The organism is Pseudomonas sp. AC169 (assembly GCF_979258515.1).
The window spans coordinates 600,087-615,259 of sequence record NZ_OZ409866.1 but is presented as its reverse complement, the minus strand read 5'-3'; the positions used below and the strand labels follow the sequence as shown (position 1 = coordinate 615,259).

The 15,173-nt window shown below is 59.7% G+C and carries 14 protein-coding genes; 5 read left to right on the top strand and 9 right to left on the bottom strand.

What is annotated here, in order from left to right; translation table 11 throughout:
* Positions 1-30: 30 nt before the first annotated feature.
* On the bottom strand, positions 31-498 hold the full coding sequence (locus ACZZ0G_RS02670) for a hypothetical protein (protein ID WP_463555218.1): 468 nt from the start codon (positions 496-498) through the stop codon (positions 31-33).
* A 454-nt stretch (positions 499-952) separates the two neighbouring features.
* Here ACZZ0G_RS02670 and ACZZ0G_RS02665 point away from each other — a divergent pair, with 454 nt between their 5' ends.
* A complete protein-coding gene (locus tag ACZZ0G_RS02665; protein ID WP_064391361.1) occupies positions 953-1,888 on the top strand; it encodes a chemotaxis protein CheV in 936 nt (311 codons plus the stop codon).
* A gap of 167 nt (positions 1,889-2,055) precedes the next feature.
* Positions 2,056-2,862 (top strand): MOSC domain-containing protein, encoded by an 807-nt coding sequence (locus tag ACZZ0G_RS02660; RefSeq protein WP_463555217.1) that lies wholly within the window; start codon positions 2,056-2,058, stop codon positions 2,860-2,862.
* 72 nt (positions 2,863-2,934) lie between these two features.
* Here ACZZ0G_RS02660 and ppnP read toward each other — a convergent pair whose 3' ends face one another.
* The 8 genes from ppnP to ACZZ0G_RS02620 form a co-directional block, all read right to left on the bottom strand.
* Positions 2,935-3,219: a pyrimidine/purine nucleoside phosphorylase gene (gene ppnP / locus ACZZ0G_RS02655; RefSeq protein WP_003226701.1), complete on the bottom strand. Its 285-nt coding sequence runs from the start codon at positions 3,217-3,219 to the stop codon at positions 2,935-2,937.
* 105 nt (positions 3,220-3,324) lie between these two features.
* Entirely contained in the window at positions 3,325-3,867 is a 543-nt protein-coding gene (locus ACZZ0G_RS02650; RefSeq protein ID WP_463555216.1) for a 3'-5' exonuclease, read from the bottom strand.
* A 70-nt stretch (positions 3,868-3,937) separates the two neighbouring features.
* Positions 3,938-5,899, bottom strand: a complete 1,962-nt coding sequence (locus ACZZ0G_RS02645) for an acetyl/propionyl/methylcrotonyl-CoA carboxylase subunit alpha (protein ID WP_463555215.1) — start codon at positions 5,897-5,899, stop codon at positions 3,938-3,940.
* 119 nt (positions 5,900-6,018) lie between these two features.
* On the bottom strand, positions 6,019-6,816 hold the full coding sequence (locus ACZZ0G_RS02640) for an enoyl-CoA hydratase/isomerase family protein (protein ID WP_463555214.1): 798 nt from the start codon (positions 6,814-6,816) through the stop codon (positions 6,019-6,021).
* Positions 6,813-7,970 carry a citronellyl-CoA dehydrogenase gene (gene atuD / locus ACZZ0G_RS02635; RefSeq protein ID WP_463555213.1) on the bottom strand — a complete coding sequence of 386 codons (1,158 nt, stop codon included), beginning with the start codon at positions 7,968-7,970 and terminating at the stop codon, positions 6,813-6,815. The genes ACZZ0G_RS02640 and atuD overlap by 4 nt, the downstream gene beginning before the upstream one ends.
* A gap of 30 nt (positions 7,971-8,000) precedes the next feature.
* Positions 8,001-9,617, bottom strand: coding sequence for a geranyl-CoA carboxylase subunit beta (gene atuC / locus ACZZ0G_RS02630; RefSeq protein WP_463555212.1), 1,617 nt, complete (start codon positions 9,615-9,617; stop codon positions 8,001-8,003).
* 3 nt (positions 9,618-9,620) lie between these two features.
* The gene (locus ACZZ0G_RS02625; RefSeq protein ID WP_463555211.1) at positions 9,621-10,490 is read right to left on the bottom strand and encodes an SDR family oxidoreductase; all 870 of its coding nucleotides are present in this window, start codon (positions 10,488-10,490) and stop codon (positions 9,621-9,623) included.
* Between the two features lie 12 nt (positions 10,491-10,502).
* Positions 10,503-12,287 (bottom strand): acyclic terpene utilization AtuA family protein, encoded by a 1,785-nt coding sequence (locus ACZZ0G_RS02620; protein WP_463555210.1) that lies wholly within the window; start codon positions 12,285-12,287, stop codon positions 10,503-10,505.
* Positions 12,288-12,471: 184 nt separating this feature from the next.
* Here ACZZ0G_RS02620 and ACZZ0G_RS02615 point away from each other — a divergent pair, with 184 nt between their 5' ends.
* The 3 genes from ACZZ0G_RS02615 to ACZZ0G_RS02605 all read left to right on the top strand — a co-directional run bounded on the left by ACZZ0G_RS02615 (position 12,472) and on the right by ACZZ0G_RS02605 (position 15,085).
* Entirely contained in the window at positions 12,472-13,095 is a 624-nt protein-coding gene (locus ACZZ0G_RS02615) for a TetR/AcrR family transcriptional regulator (protein ID WP_454565015.1), read from the top strand.
* A 92-nt stretch (positions 13,096-13,187) separates the two neighbouring features.
* Positions 13,188-13,985: a substrate-binding periplasmic protein gene (locus ACZZ0G_RS02610; protein WP_463555209.1), complete on the top strand. Its 798-nt coding sequence runs from the start codon at positions 13,188-13,190 to the stop codon at positions 13,983-13,985.
* Between the two features lie 86 nt (positions 13,986-14,071).
* Positions 14,072-15,085 (top strand): GNAT family N-acetyltransferase, encoded by a 1,014-nt coding sequence (locus tag ACZZ0G_RS02605; protein WP_463555208.1) that lies wholly within the window; start codon positions 14,072-14,074, stop codon positions 15,083-15,085.
* The last annotated feature ends 88 nt before the right edge of the window (positions 15,086-15,173 follow it).

The following is a 15,173-nucleotide window of genomic DNA, read 5'->3' as shown; positions in this document are numbered from 1 at the left end:
CCCGAATATCCGCGCGAGGCAACGCGCTGATCAGGCCTGTCCCGAGTAGGGCAGATGAGGCAAACGTTTGCCCGCAAGTGACGGCTGAAGCTGGCTTTGGCCTACCTGGAAGGCGAATGCTTCGATCAGCAAGGCCTGTTCACTTTCATCAAGAGTCAGTTGCCCGGTCTTCTGGTCGACCAGTTCAAGCTGCCAGGCCATCAGCGTGAAGCAATCCTGCAATGCCTGCAGAGCCTGTTCGTGAAGATCGATGCGATCCTGGCTCAGGTTGAGCAGACTGTAAATGTGCAGCGAGAACTCGGAAATCGCCTGCAATGCCAGAGCTTCAGCCCTGCGTGCGAGTTTGAGAAGGGTACCGAGCATGCACTCGATGGCGTCCTTGTCATTGCTGATCAGTTGCAGATGGCTGAGGCATTCTTCGGACTTGGCCAGGAGTTTTTCGGCCTCGGCAAGAAACTCGGGGAAGCGTTCTGCCCATTCTTTGCGATCCATTGGCATGCTTATCTCCACCACGTCATGTCTGATGAGGGAATGCCGTGTGTGGCGACGATCGTGAATCGTCGGGAGATCGCGCCCAGACGTGCAGGTGCACAGACTGAGGGGTTCCAGAGGGCTTGTTTCCACTGAATTGCGATCGCACACAATAGCCTGACTCCGTTCATGCAATGAGAATGGCGTCACATTAATGGCTATTGGATATTGCGAATATCAGGTTGGGCCTGATTGATACTAGGGGAATCCCTTAGACACGGGAACCTACCGTGCAAACCGAGGTCGCGCCGCAGAGAATGTAGCAGATGAAAATCACAGCGCCAGTAAAGCATGATGTTAATGTGACATCAATGCCCGAACATGGCATTTTTGACGGGGTCTGGCATGGCAATCAAGAACCGCCATTTGCCGCCGATAACCTCACATAGTGAATTCATCAGAACAAGCCCAGGAGTCATTGATGGCCGGCATTCTCGACACGGTAGACCAACGCACGCAACTGGTGGGTGAGAATCGCCTGGAAATTCTCATGTTTCGGCTGGCCGGGCGCCAGTTGTTCGCGATCAACGTGTTCAAGGTTCAGGAAGTGCTGCAACTGCCGAAACTGACCTTGATGCCGCAGCGTCACCCGTTTGTGTGCGGCGTGGTCAATCTGCGCGGTCAGACCTTGCCGGTGATCGATCTGTCGCAGGCGATCGGCATGCGTCCATTGGTGCCGGGTCCGAACAGCACCATTATCGTCACCGAGTACAACCGCTCGGTACAGGCCTTCCTCGTCGGTGGTGTGGATCGCATCGTCAACATGAACTGGGAAGCCATTCTGCCGCCGCCGACCAGCGCCGGGCGTCAGCATTATCTGACTGCGATCAGCAAGGTCGACGATCAACTGGTGGAAATCATCGACGTCGAGAAAGTCCTCGCTGAAATCGTCCCGTATAACGCCAAGGTCTCGCGTGAAAAACTCGATGATCCGGTGCTGGAACGTGCACGTGGCCGTGAAGTGCTGCTGGTGGACGATTCCAACGTGGCCCTCTCGCAATTGCGCGACACCCTCGGCCAGCTCGGCGTGAAGATGCACATTGCCAGTGATGGTCTGAAAGCCCTGAACATGCTCAAGGCCTGGGCTGATACCGGCGTGAACATGACCGACAAGCTGCTGATGATCTTCACCGATGCGGAAATGCCGGAAATGGACGGCTATCGCCTGACCACCGAAATTCGCAACGACCCGCGTTTGCGTGGTTTGTACGTGGTGTTGCACACCTCGCTGTCCGGCAGTTTCAACGACTCGATGGTGAAGAAGGTCGGCTGCGACAACTTCCTTTCCAAGTTTCAGCCGGACAAACTGGTCGACGTCGTGCGCCAGCGCTTGATGCTGGACGAAGTCCCGGCTTGATCACACACCCATTGTAGGAGTGAGCCTGCTCGCGATAGCGGTGTGTCAGCCCCGAATCACTACCTGACACACCGCTATCGTGAGCAGGCTCACTCCCACAACTATTGCTCTTTGATTCCTGATCAAGCTCGTATAGGGTGGCGTTTTTATCCTCCAGGGAGCTGGCCATGCTGCGTCTGAGCGCGCTTTATCGTTACCCGTTGAAATCCGGCAAGGTCGATGTGCTGCAAAGCGTCGACCTCGACAAGCTGGGGCTTGATGGCGATCGACGCTGGATGCTCGTGGACGAAGCCAGCGGCCGCTTCCTGACCCAGCGCGCCGAAGCGAAGATGAGTCAATTGTCGGCGCTGTGGAATGCGCAGGGCGGGCTGACTCTGAGCGCACCGCAACAGTCTTCCATCGACATCGCCTTGCCGGGCAACGACGCCGAACTGCGCGGCGTGACGATCTGGCGTGACACCCTGCGTGTGCCGGATGCCGGTGATGAGGCGGCGCGCTGGGTCAGCGATTTCATCGGCAAACCGACCCGTCTGGTGCAGGTGCCGCTGGATCGCGCCCGCACCACGCAAGCGGGCTATGGCAACGATGATGATCAGGTCGCATTCGCCGACGGATTTCCCCTGCTGCTGATCGGCGAAGCCTCCCGGCAGGATCTTTCGGACAGAGTCGGTCGTCCGCTGGAAATGCTGCGTTTTCGGCCGAATCTGGTGATTGAAGGCAGTGCTGCCTATGCCGAAGACAGCTGGAAGCGCATTCGCATCGGCGATGTCGAATTCCGCGTGGTCAAGCCCTGCTCGCGCTGCATCCTTACCACGATTGACCCGCAAACCGGTGAGCGCAGTGCCGATCGCGAGCCGCTGGCAACCTTGCAGAAATATCGTGCTCAAGCCGATGGCGCGATGTTTGGCCAGAATCTGGTGAATGACAGCAATGGTCGACTCGAAGTCGGCATGCCGGTGGAGATTCTCGAGTAAGCCGTCACCACAACGAAAAATGCCCGTGTCCTTGGACACGGGCATTTTTATTGGTGCAGTGAAGCCGTTGCTTTAGCCGCGGTACTCGCACAGGTAAGCGGTGTCGACGGCAACCTTCAGCTGGAACTTGCTGTTGGCCGGGACGTTGAACTGGCTGCCGGCGGCGAAGGTTTCCCAGTCGCTGCTGTCGGGCAGTTTGACCGTCAGAGCGCCGGAAACCACGTGCATGATTTCACGCTGAGCAGTGCCGAATTCGTATTCGCCCGGGGCCATGACGCCGATGGTCGCCGGACCTTCAGCGGTGCCAAAGGCGATCGACTTGACGGTGCCGTCGAAGTACTCGTTGACTTTAAACATGGGCGATTCCTCGAAAAGGGCTAAAAATTGGAGGCGGCCAGTATGCACAAGGCTTTTCGCGCCGTCACCTGCCCGGCGTCTGTCCAGTGAATTCTCGACTTGACCCTAGAGTGGCAAGACCAGCGGCAACAACCGCGCGGTGTTGCGCGCATCCTCCAGCGCCCGATGCTGCTGGCCGCTGAACTGCATGCCAGCCAGTTGCAGCGCGCCGTTGAGACCTAACGGTCGCTCCAGGCGTCGGGCCTTGGCGAAACGTTGTTTGAGATTCATGTGCGGTACATGGCTCAAGCCGCTGTCGATCTGCAGGCGTTGCCATTCCTGGAGCAATTGCTTGCGGTCGTAGTCACCCCAACTGGCCCAGCCTTCGAGGCGGGTCTGATGTTGCGCGAGCCAGCGTTCGAATGCCGGCCAGACTTCGTTCAACGGCTGCGCCGAGTCGATATTGGCCTGGGTGATGTGCGTCAGTTCACGACAAAATGGCGTCAGCAACGGCCGCCGCGTCGGTTTGACGAAACGCTGGAAGTGATCCTGCTCGCGTCCGGCGCGATCGACCAGGGTGGCGCCGATCTCGATAATTTCCATTTCGGTGACCGGCCAGCCACCCTCATCGGTGGTGGCTTCCAGATCTATGACCAGCCAGTGAGGCATCGCAGGCTTCCTGATTTCCGCGTTCTGATAACTCAGAGCGTAGTCAAAACCCGCATGGGTGTGTGGGCGACTACTCGACCTGCAACAGAACCTGACGATTTTTTACCTGATCGCCGACCTTGACCTGCACCCGCTTGAGTACGCCGTCGATGCCGGCCTTGAGCGGGTGCTCCATTTTCATTGCCTCCAGTACCACCAGCAGCTGACCTTTGCTGACCGAGCTGCCTTCGCTGACGAGAACGTCGACGATGGCACCGTCCATCGGCGCTTTCAGGGTGCCGGAGCTGACGCTGGTCTGACTGTCGATCACCGCGTGAGTTCGATCCTCCAGGCACAGACTGCCGTGATGAGCGAACAGCCAGATGTGCCCGCTATCAAGTCGATAGGCGTGCCGCTGGCGCAAACCGTCGATTTCCAGTGTCAGCGACTGCGTGTTCTGGTCGATGAGTTTTAACTCAAGCGTGCGTTCGGCTACCTGTACGGTGAAGGCGCCTTGCGCGTGAGCGAGCAGTTGCACCGTCCAGGTCTGATCATCAAGCCCGAGGCGATAATGCAGCGGGACACTGGCGTTGTTGCGCCAGCCGCTCAGCGGTGTGCAATGTTTTTTGGCGCTGGTCTGATAGAACAGCACAGCGGCGATAGCCAGTTCCTCGGCGCCCGGAGTATAGCGTTGCAGGCTCGGGTTAGCGCTGAAGTGCTGCGCGATAAACCCGGTGCTGAATTCGCCGCTGATGAACTGCGGATGTTGCAGCAGGCTGACCAACAGACGCTGATTGCTTTGCACGCCGAGCAACACCGTGTCCTGTACCGCGCGCAGCAGTTTGCGCCGGGCCTCTTCACGGCTGGCGCCATGGGCGATCAGTTTGCCGAGCATCGGGTCATAGAACGGGCTCACCGATTGCCCTTCAAGCAAGCCATGATCGATTCGCGAACCGTGTTGCAGCGCCGGCTCCCAGACTTCTACCCGACCGGTTTGCGGGAGGAAGTCTTGCGCAGGGTCTTCGGCGTAAAGCCGTACTTCCATGGCATGCCCGTTGAGTTGAACCTGATCCTGGGTCAGCGGCAACGGCTGCCCCTCGGCGACCCGCAATTGCCACGCGACCAGATCCAGCCCGGTGATCAACTCAGTCACCGGATGCTCGACTTGCAGGCGCGTGTTCATTTCCAGAAAGTAGAACTGCCCGCGTGCATCGAGCAAAAACTCAACGGTGCCGGCGCCGACATAGTTCACTGCGCGCCCGGCTTTCAATGCCGCTTCACCCATGGCCTGGCGCAACTCGGCGGTCATCACCGGACAAGGCGCTTCCTCGATGACTTTCTGATGGCGACGCTGGATCGAACAGTCACGTTCGCCGAGATAGATCAGGTTACCGTGCTGATCGCCAAACAGTTGCACTTCGACGTGCCGTGGTTCGATCAGCGCCTGTTCAAGGATCAACTCGTCGCTGCCGAAACCGTTCAGTGCTTCGGAGCGCGCGGTGCGCAGTTGCGCGGGCAAATCGGCGGCGTTGTGCAGCAGACGCATGCCGCGCCCGCCGCCGCCAGCACTGGCCTTGATCATCAGCGGATAGCCAATGCGTTCGGCTTCACGCAGCAGGGTGGCGTCGTCCTGTTCGGCACCTTGATAACCAGCGATGCACGGCACACCGGCTTCGAGCATGGCGATTTTTGATTGGCGTTTGCTGCCCATCAATTCGATAGCTTCTACGCTAGGGCCGATGAAGATCAGCCCGGCCTGTTCGCAGGCGCGGGCGAATTCGGCGTTTTCCGAAAGAAAGCCGTAGCCGGGGTGGATGGCGTCAGCACCGCTGCGGCGGGCGGCGTCGAGGATGGCCGGGATGTTCAAATACGACTGCTGCACCGGGGCGGGGCCAATGCGTACGGCTTGATCGGCCATTTTGACGTGCAAGGCCTCGGCGTCGGCATCGCTGAAAACGGCGACGGTACGGTAGCCCAAGGCTTGGGCGGTGCGCTGGATGCGGCAGGCGATTTCACCGCGGTTGGCGATCAGGATTCTGTGAATGGCGGGCATGGGCTATTTCCTCGGAGGTTGCGTCGCAGGTGCTGACCTCTTCGCGAGCAAGCTCGCTCCCACAGGGGATTTATGAGCGATCAAGATCCAATGTGGGAGCGAGCTTGCTCGCGAAGCTTTTAAGAGGCCCATCGAGGTTTACGTTTCTGCATGAAAGCCATGGTTCCTTCCACACCTTCGTCGCCAGTCACCGCCTCGCTAAACCACTGCGCCGCCTCATCCAGCAATTCAGTCGAAGGCTGCCCGGCACTGGCCAGCAACAATTTCTTGGTCATCGCATTCGCCTCCGGCGCGCAGCACAGCACATGCTGCAACACCTCATCCAAACGCTCAGCCAGCGCCTGCGCATCCTGCTCGACAAAATGCACCAGCCCCAGACGCCGCGCCTGATGTCCGTCAAAACGTGCGGCGGTCAGTGCCAAGCGACGGGTTTCGGTCAGGCCAATGCGCTGTACCACAAACGGCGCGATCTGCGCCGGCAGCAAGCCAAGACTGGTTTCCGGCAGGCCGAATTGCGCCTGATGATCGGCAATGGCGATATCGCTGACACAGGCCAGACCGAAACCACCGCCGAGCACCGCGCCCTGCAGCACCGTGATCAGCACTTGCGGTGCGTGCTGCGCTTCTTCCAGCAGAGTCCCGAAGACGCGATTCAAGTCACGGTAAGCATCAGCGCCTTGAGCGCGCGCGCTGCCCATGTCCTTGATATCGCCACCGGCACAGAAATGGCCGCCGGCACCGCTGAGCACCAAGGCTCGAACTGATCGGTCATCTCGAACTGCGCTCAACACGGCGCGTAATTCGTCGACCATCTGCAGGCTCATTGCATTGCGACTGTCCGGGCGGTTGAGGGTGATGTGCAGCACGCCGCCATGCAGTTCCAGCAACAGCGTCTGGCAATCCGGCAGGCTGCTCATTTCTTTTTCCCCGGCAGAATGCCCATCAGTTTGCAGATGATCCCCAGCATGATTTCATCGGCGCCGCCGCCAATCGACACCAGCCGCACATCGCGATAGGCGCGGGCCACCGGGTTGTCCCACATGAAGCCCATGCCGCCCCAATATTGCAGGCAACTGTCGCTGACTTCGCGACCCAGGCGTCCGGCCTTGAGCTTGGCCATCGACGCCAGACGCGTAACGTCCTGGCCTTTCACGTACTGCTCGGTGGCCTGATAGACCAGCGCGCGCAGGCATTCGATTTCGGTCTGCAATTCGGCGAGGCGGAAATGGATCACTTGATTGTCGATCAGGGGATTGCCGAAGGTCTTGCGCTCCTTGCAGTACTCGATGGTGCTGTCGACGCAATATTCCAGGCCTTTGATCATGTTCGCCGCGCCGAACAAACGCTCTTCCTGAAACTGCAGCATTTGCATCATGAACCCGGCGCCTTCGTGGCCGACGCGGTTGCGCTGCGGCACGCGCACGTTGTCGAAAAACACCTGGGCGGTTTCCGAACTGCGCATGCCGAGTTTGTCCAGGTGCGAACTGAGGCTGATCCCCGGCGTGTTCATCGGCACCATGATCAGCGACTTGTTGATGTGTGGCTTGTCGTCCGAAGTATTGGCCAGCAGGCAGATGAAATCGGCACTCGGCGAGTTGGTAATCCACATCTTGCTGCCGTTGATCACGTAGTCGTCACCGTCCTTGCGCGCGGTGGTTTTCAGCCCGGCGACGTCGGAGCCGGCGCCGACCTCGGAGACGCCGATGCAGCCGACTTGTTCGCCGCTGATTGCCGGGCGCAGGAATTCTTCGCGCAGTTCATCGGAGCCGAAGCGGGCGAGGGCTGGCGTGCACATGTCGGTCTGTACGCCGATCGACATCGGAATGCCGCCGCAATGGATGGTGCCGAACTCTTCGGCGGCGACAATCGAATAGCTGTAATCGAGGCCCATGCCGCCGAATTTTTCCGGTTTCGAAATGCCGAGCAAACCGAGGTCGCCGGCCTTGCGGAAGATCTCGTGGATGGGAAAGCGTCCGGCCTTTTCCCATTCATCGACGTGCGGGTTGATTTCGTGCTCGACGAACTGGCGGACGGTACGGCGCAGGGCTTCGTGTTCCGGGGTGAAGATCATTGTTCTTGTTCTCCGTAGAATCCGTGGCGGTCAGAACCGGCTGACGCCGAAGCTGTTGGGTTGCAACGTGCGAATGTCGGCTTCGTGGCAGATATCGAGCAAATAGCCGAGCAGGGTGCGGGTGTCACGGGGGTCGATCAGCCCGTCGTCCCACAGGTTGGCGCTGCCATAAAGAGCAGTGGACTGGCTGTCGAGTTTCTGCGCGGTGACCTGTTCGAGCATGTCGAGCATTTTCGGGTCCGGTGTCAAACCGTCCTTGAGCTGTTTGGCTTCGGTGACGATGCGCAAGACTTTGCCGGCCTGCGCGCCGCCCATCACCGCCGTACGGCTGTTTGGCCAAGCGAAAATGAAGCGTGGATCGAGGCCACGTCCGCACATCGCATAGTTGCCGGCGCCGTACGAACCGCCGACCACGATCGTCAGTTTCGGCACCCGCGCATTGGCCACCGCCTGAATCAGTTTCGAGCCGTGTTTGATCACACCTTGCTGTTCCGATTCGGTGCCGACCATGAAACCGGTGGTGTTGTGGAAAAACAGTAGCGGCGTCTGGCTCTGATCGCACAGTTGAATGAACTGCGCCGCTTTGCTTGCCCCGTTCGGCGTGATCGGGCCGTTGTTGCCGATGAACCCACAGGCGCGGCCCTGAATCTTCAATTGGCCGCAAATGGTCTGCTGATCGAACTCGCCTTTGAATTCGACGAAGTTCGATTCGTCGGCAATGCGCGCGATGATTTCGCGCACGTCGTAAGGCTTTTTCGGATCATCGGGGATCAGCCCGAGCAATTCGTCGATGGGGTAGAGCGGCTCTTTGTATTGCGGCTCCGGCAGCCACGGCAATTGCTCGTTCCAGGGCAGCATGCGGAGGATTTCACGAACCTGGCGCACGCCATCGGCATCGTTTTCCGCGAGGTATTCCGCCGTGCCAGCAACCTGCGCATGCATCTCCGCGCCGCCCAATTCTTCATCGGTGGCGACTTCGCCGGTGGCGGCTTTGAGCAGCGGGGGACCGGCGAGAAACAGCTTGGCCTTGCCGCGCACCACCACCACGTAATCCGACAGCCCCGGCTGATAAGCGCCGCCCGCCGTGGCCGAGCCGTGCACCACGGTGATCTGTGGCAAACCCATGGCGGACATTCGCGCCTGATTGGCAAAACTGCGCGCACCTTCGACGAAAATCTCGGCGGCGTAGTTGAGGTTGGCGCCGCCACTTTCGGCGAGGGTGATCACCGGTAGTTTGTTTTCCTGAGCGATCTGTTGCAGGCGCAGGGATTTTTTCAGGCCGCTCGGCGAGATGGTGCCGCCCTTGATCGCGCTGTTGTTCGCCACGACCATCGCGCGGATGCCGCAGACATAACCGATCCCCGCGATCAGCCCGCCACCGGCTGAGCTGCCGTCCTTGTCGTCATGCAATTTGTAGCCGGCGAGGCTGGCCAGTTCGAGAAATGGCGCACCGGGATCCAGCAGCAGGTTCAGGCGTTCGCGCGGTAGCAATTGCCCGCGCTTGTCGAACTTCTCCTTCGCTTCGGCTGCTTTATTCAGCAGGTTTTGTTCGAGCTGTTGCACTTGCTCGATGGCCGTGAGCATCGCCGCACGGTTGCGCGCGAAAGCCTCGCTGTGCGGATCAAGTTGGGACTGGATCTGCGGCATGGCTTACTCCTTGTCCTTGAGGACATCTGGCAAGTACGCCCGGTGGAAACCGTTGAACGATTCGCTGTGCGTCGCCTTGTGCAGCGGCCATGCCCGACTGCCGAGACTTGCCGCGCCATCGATTTTCAACGTGCTGCCACTGATAAATGCAGCGGCCGGGCTAAGCAGAAATACAATCGCCGCGCTGACTTCCGATTCGGTGCCGATGCGCTTGAGCGGCACATGTTCACGCAATGTCGGAATCACCGCTTTGAACGCGCCTTCGTAAGTGTCCATGCCGCTGGAGGCGATCCAGCCCGGCGCCACCGCGTTGACCCGCACGCCGGCATAACCCCATTCGAACGCGGCGGTCTTGGTGAAGTTGTCCATGCCCGAACGCGCCGCGCCCGAGTGGCCCATGCCGGGCATGCCGCCCCACATGTCGGCGAGCATGTTGACGATGTTGCCGCCGTGCTTGCTCATCGACTGGTTGAACACTTCCCGCGCCATCAGGAAACCGCCGACCAGATTGGTGCGCAGTACGGTTTCGAAACCCTTCTGATTGATCGAAGCCAATGGCGACGGGTACTGGCCGCCGGCATTGTTGACCAGACCATGGATCGGGCCGTGTTCAGTGATCAGTTCGCTGACCAGTTGTTTGACCGCTTCTTCATCGCGGATATCACAGGCTTTCCAGTGCGCACGGCCACCGTCCTCGGTGATTTCGGCGGCGACCTTTTGCAGTTTCTCCGGTTTGCGCCCGACCAGCAGCACATGGGCACCGAGGGCTGCCAGTTCATGCGCGGTGCAGCGACCGATGCCGCTGCCGCCGCCAGTCACGATGATGGTCTGACCGCTGAACAGACCGGCGTTGAAAATCGACGCGTAAGCCATGCAAACCATCCTCTAGTCGAGCTGTTCGGCGATGCTCTGCGGCACCGGGATCTGGATTTCCAACAGTTGCTGGGCGAAGGCTTTGCCTTGCGGATCGATGCGCAGACTGGCCACACCACCCCCGCCAAGAGCGTTTTCCAAGAGAAAATTCAGGCTGTGGGTGCCGGGCAGATACCAGCGCTCGACCCGGCCGTGGATCGGGTCGAGCACATGGCTCATCCAGTCAACGATGACGGCCGGGGTCAGCGCTTCGGCGATCCATGGCAGGTATTCGGGCTTGCGCGGCAGCACGCCGATGTTGCTGTGATTACCTTTGTCTCCGGAGCGCGCCACGGCCAGTTTCACCAACGCCACACTGGCATCGGCGCGACCCTGAGGTTTCGGCGGTTGCCGGGCAATCGGCAAATCTTCGCTGTCGAGCGCTGCCAATGAGGGCAGGGCACAAGGATGGCGAACGCCGGCCAGATCAATCTGCAAGGTACAGGCGCTTTTATCGATCAGAAACGAGAACAGGCGGATCAGCGGATACACGGTTGGCCGCCCGCCGACGATACCGGTCAGCCCCGGTGCCATGCCGGTGGCGGCCTGGGCGATTTCCCGGGAGAACAGCACCAGGGCCTGTTTGCTCGGATGGCGCACGGCGAGTTTGATCACCACTTCACGGCTGTCCTGGCGCTGACCGTGGGGGCCGTAAGTGGCTTCGCTGCCGAGCAGTTCGATATCGGTCTCGGTGTACGGCGGCCAGCCGCGCTGGCTGAACATTTCCTCTGTCTTGGCAATGATCGCCTGACTGACGCGCTGCGCTTTCTCCACCGCATCGATGCCAGCGATCAGGCAACTGGCGGTGCAGCGAAAACCGTCCGGGTACGTGGCGCTGACCTTGTATTTGTCGCTGGGTGGCAGGCCTTTGGCGCCGTGCACATGCACCGCGTTTTTGCCTTGTTGCTGAAGTTTGACCTCAGTGAAATCGCAGACCACGTCGGGCAGCAGATAGCCTTGGGGATCGCCGATTTCATACAGCATCTGCTCGCCGACGGTCAGCGGTGTGACCAGTCCGCCGCTGCCTTCGGGTTTGCTGACGATGAACTGGCTGTCGGCGCTGACTTCAACAATCGGAAAACCGATGTGCTCGTAGTCCGGCACTTCGCGCCAATCGGTGAAATTGCCACCGGTGCATTGCGCGCCGCATTCGATGATGTGCCCGGCAAGTGCAGCCTGGGCGAGTTTGTCGTAGTCGTGCCATGACCAGCCGAATTCGTGCACCAGCGCGGCGCTGACCACAGCGCTGTCGACCACCCGACCGGTGATGACGATGTCAGCGCCCAGGCGCAGCGCTTCGACGATGCCCGGTGCGCCGAGGTAGGCGTTGGTCGAGACGCACATCGGCGGCAGCGGGGCGCCGCTGAACATCTCGGTGATGCCGCTGAGTTGTTTGAATTGTGGTTGCAGGTCATCGCCGAGTAACACGGCGATTTTCAGCGCGATACCGGCCTTGTCGCACGCGGCTTGCAGGGCGGCGGCACAGGCTTGCGGGTTGACCCCGCCGGCGTTACTGATGACGCGGATGCGCTGCTCGGCCAACTGCGGCAACAGGGGCGTGAGCACTTCGATGAAGTCGCCGGCGAACCCCGCCTGCGGATCCTTCATGCGTGCGCCGGCCATGATCGACATAGTGATTTCGGCCAGGTAATCGAACACCAGATAATCCAGGCGTCCGCCGGCTACAAGCTGGGCGGCGGCGGTCGACGTGTCACCCCAGAAGGCACTGGCACATCCGATACGGACGGTGGTGGGCATTTTTATCTCCGACTCAGCAACCTGCGACAGAAGTGTCTGGAGGCTACCAAGCAAGCGCTTGGTTTGTAAACAGTTGAAACTATCTTCTGCCCAAGCGCTTGCTTGGTTGTCGCGGGCGGCTTAAATTGCGCGCAACCCTGCGGTTTCAGGGGGCAACAGACTGATCGACTGTAGGAGAGAACGGGTGGACGAGCAAAAAGCCCTGAGGGTCATGCGCGATTTGGTCGACGAGGGCCAGTTGACCGACCCCGACAGCGCCCGTGGCAAATTGCTGCAAGTGGCGGCTCACCTGTTTCGCAACAAAGGCTACGAACGCACCACGGTGCGCGATCTGGCCGGCGCCGTCGGTATCCAGTCGGGAAGCATTTTTCATCACTTCAAAAGCAAGGATGAAATCCTCCGTGCGGTAATGGAGGAAACCATCCGCTACAACACCGCGCTGATGCGAGCGGCGCTGGCCGACGCGGCGGATGTGCGCGAGCGCGTGCTGGCGCTGATCCGCTGCGAATTGCAGTCGATCATGGGCGGCAGCGGTGAAGCCATGGCGGTGCTGGTCTATGAGTGGCGCTCGCTGTCCGAAGACGGCCAGGCCAAAGTGCTGGCGCTGCGCGATGTTTACGAAGATATCTGGCTGCAGGTGCTGGGTGAAGCCAAAGACGCCGGATTCATTCGTGGCGATGTATTTATTACCCGACGTTTCCTCACTGGCGCACTGTCCTGGACGACCACATGGTTCCGTGCCGGCGGCAGTTTGAGCCTTGATCAGTTGGCCGACGAGGCGTTGATTCTGGTCCTCGAAGCGCGTTGAAGCACTTTCTATCCGGCCGGGAAACTGGCTAACTGGGCGAAACCGCCTAGCTTGAATGCATTGATCGGTATTTTTTCGGGGAGTGGGGTGTTTTGAAGTCTTTGCCAATTCGGACGGCCGCGGGTTTGATGCTCGCAGCGCTGGCTGCATTCTGGGTATTGCCCGCTCAGGCAGCGCAATTGGTTCGGGTCGGCGCGGCGCATTTTCCGCCCTACACCATTCGCCCGGAAAACGGGGCCGACACGGGTCTTCTGCCGCAGTTGGTCGAAGCCCTCAATCGTTTGCAGAGCGACTATCAGTTCGTCCTTGTACCGACTTCGATTCCCCGGCGTTTCGGTGATTTCAAACAGGGCCGGATCGACATGGCCATTTTCGAGAACCCCGATTGGGGCTGGAAGGAAATTCCCCACACGGATGTCGACCTGGGCCTTGAGGATGCGGAGATTTTCGTCGCGCAACGCGAAGACGGTCGTCAGCAGAACTATTTCGCCGATCTCACCGGTAAACGTCTGGCACTGTTCAGCGGTTATCACTACGAATTCGCCAACTTCAATGCCGACCCCAAGTTCCTTGCGCAGAACTTCAACGCCACACTGACCTATTCCCACGACAGTAACCTGCTGATGGTGCTGCGCTCGCGTGCGGATATCGCCTTGGTAACCCGCTCGTACCTGAGTGATTACCTGCTGCGTAACGAGAAGGTGCGCGGTGAATTACTGGTGTCGCAGCGCATCGATCAGGTTTATCACCATTACGCGATCCTGCGCCCGACCGCACCGATCACTGGGGAGGCGTTTGGCAAACTGCTGCAAGGGTTGCGCGACAATGGCGAGATGCTGAAAATTTTCGATCCATACAAGATTGCGGTGGTGCCGATACCTCATCGCTGAGGCACTGATTTTCCCCAAAGCCTAAATTTCCCCTTTCGGCTCACGTCACATCGTTGAACTGTCGACGATTATCGTGAGCCCGACCCATGTCCAATCTGAATGACCTGACTGCCCTGGCTTTGCCTTCGGGCAGTCAACTGATCGCTGATGCCACTGAAAGCCGTCTGAGCCTGAGTCTGGACGGACAACCGCTGATTCGCTTGCGCCTTGATCGGCAGGCCAAGGGGCCGATCCAGATCGATGAGCGCTTTGCGTTGCCGCCCGGGCAGGCGCTGTGGGCGGCCTGTTACTGGCTGTTCGCGCGGGATCCGGCGTGCCAGCAATTGACCTGGCAACTCGATCAGCCTCCGACCGAAGCCCTGCTCAGTGGCTTGCTGGTGAGCACCGAGGTGGCAGGCGAATATCGCTGCGAGCGCACGTTGTTCTGGCAGTTGCCGCAACCGTGGCTCGGCACATCGCTGACCGGCAGCTATCCGCAGCAAATGGTCATCAGCCAGGGCAAGCGCCATCCGCTACGACCGGTGAAGCCACGGGGTGAGGTGTATCGGCGTTTCGATGCGCGTCTTGGTGCGTGGATTTCCCTGCGCACCGTCGAGATCGAAGAAGACTTGCCGCGCTTCAACCGTTGGCAGAACAGCCCGCGTGTCGCCAGTTTCTGGCAGGAAGAGGGCAGTATCGAGAAGCACCGCGAGTACCTGAGCAAACTCGATGCCGATCCGCACACGCTGACGCTGATCGGTTGTTTCGATGATCAGCCGTTTGCCTATTTCGAAGCCTATTGGGCTAAGGAAGATCGCATCGCGCCGTTCTACGATGCCGATAATTACGACCGTGGGATTCACATGCTGGTCGGCGAAGAGGATCACCGCGGGCCGCACAAAGTGGCGAGCTGGTTATCGGCGCTGGTGCATTACCTGTTTCTGGATGATCCGCGCACACAGCACGTGGTCGCTGAGCCGCGTGCCGACAACGCGAAGATGATCGGCCACATGCAGAATCAGTGCTTCCACTGCGAGAAGGAATTCGACTTCCCGCACAAGCGCGCGGCGTTGATGATTCTGGGGCGTGAGCGGTTTTTTGATCGGTGCAAGCTGGCCTGATGATCTGGCTTCAGGATTTCTGTGATCCTGAGGCCGCCTTCGCGAGCAGGCTCGCTCCCACATGAGATTTGTGGAAATCACAAACTTC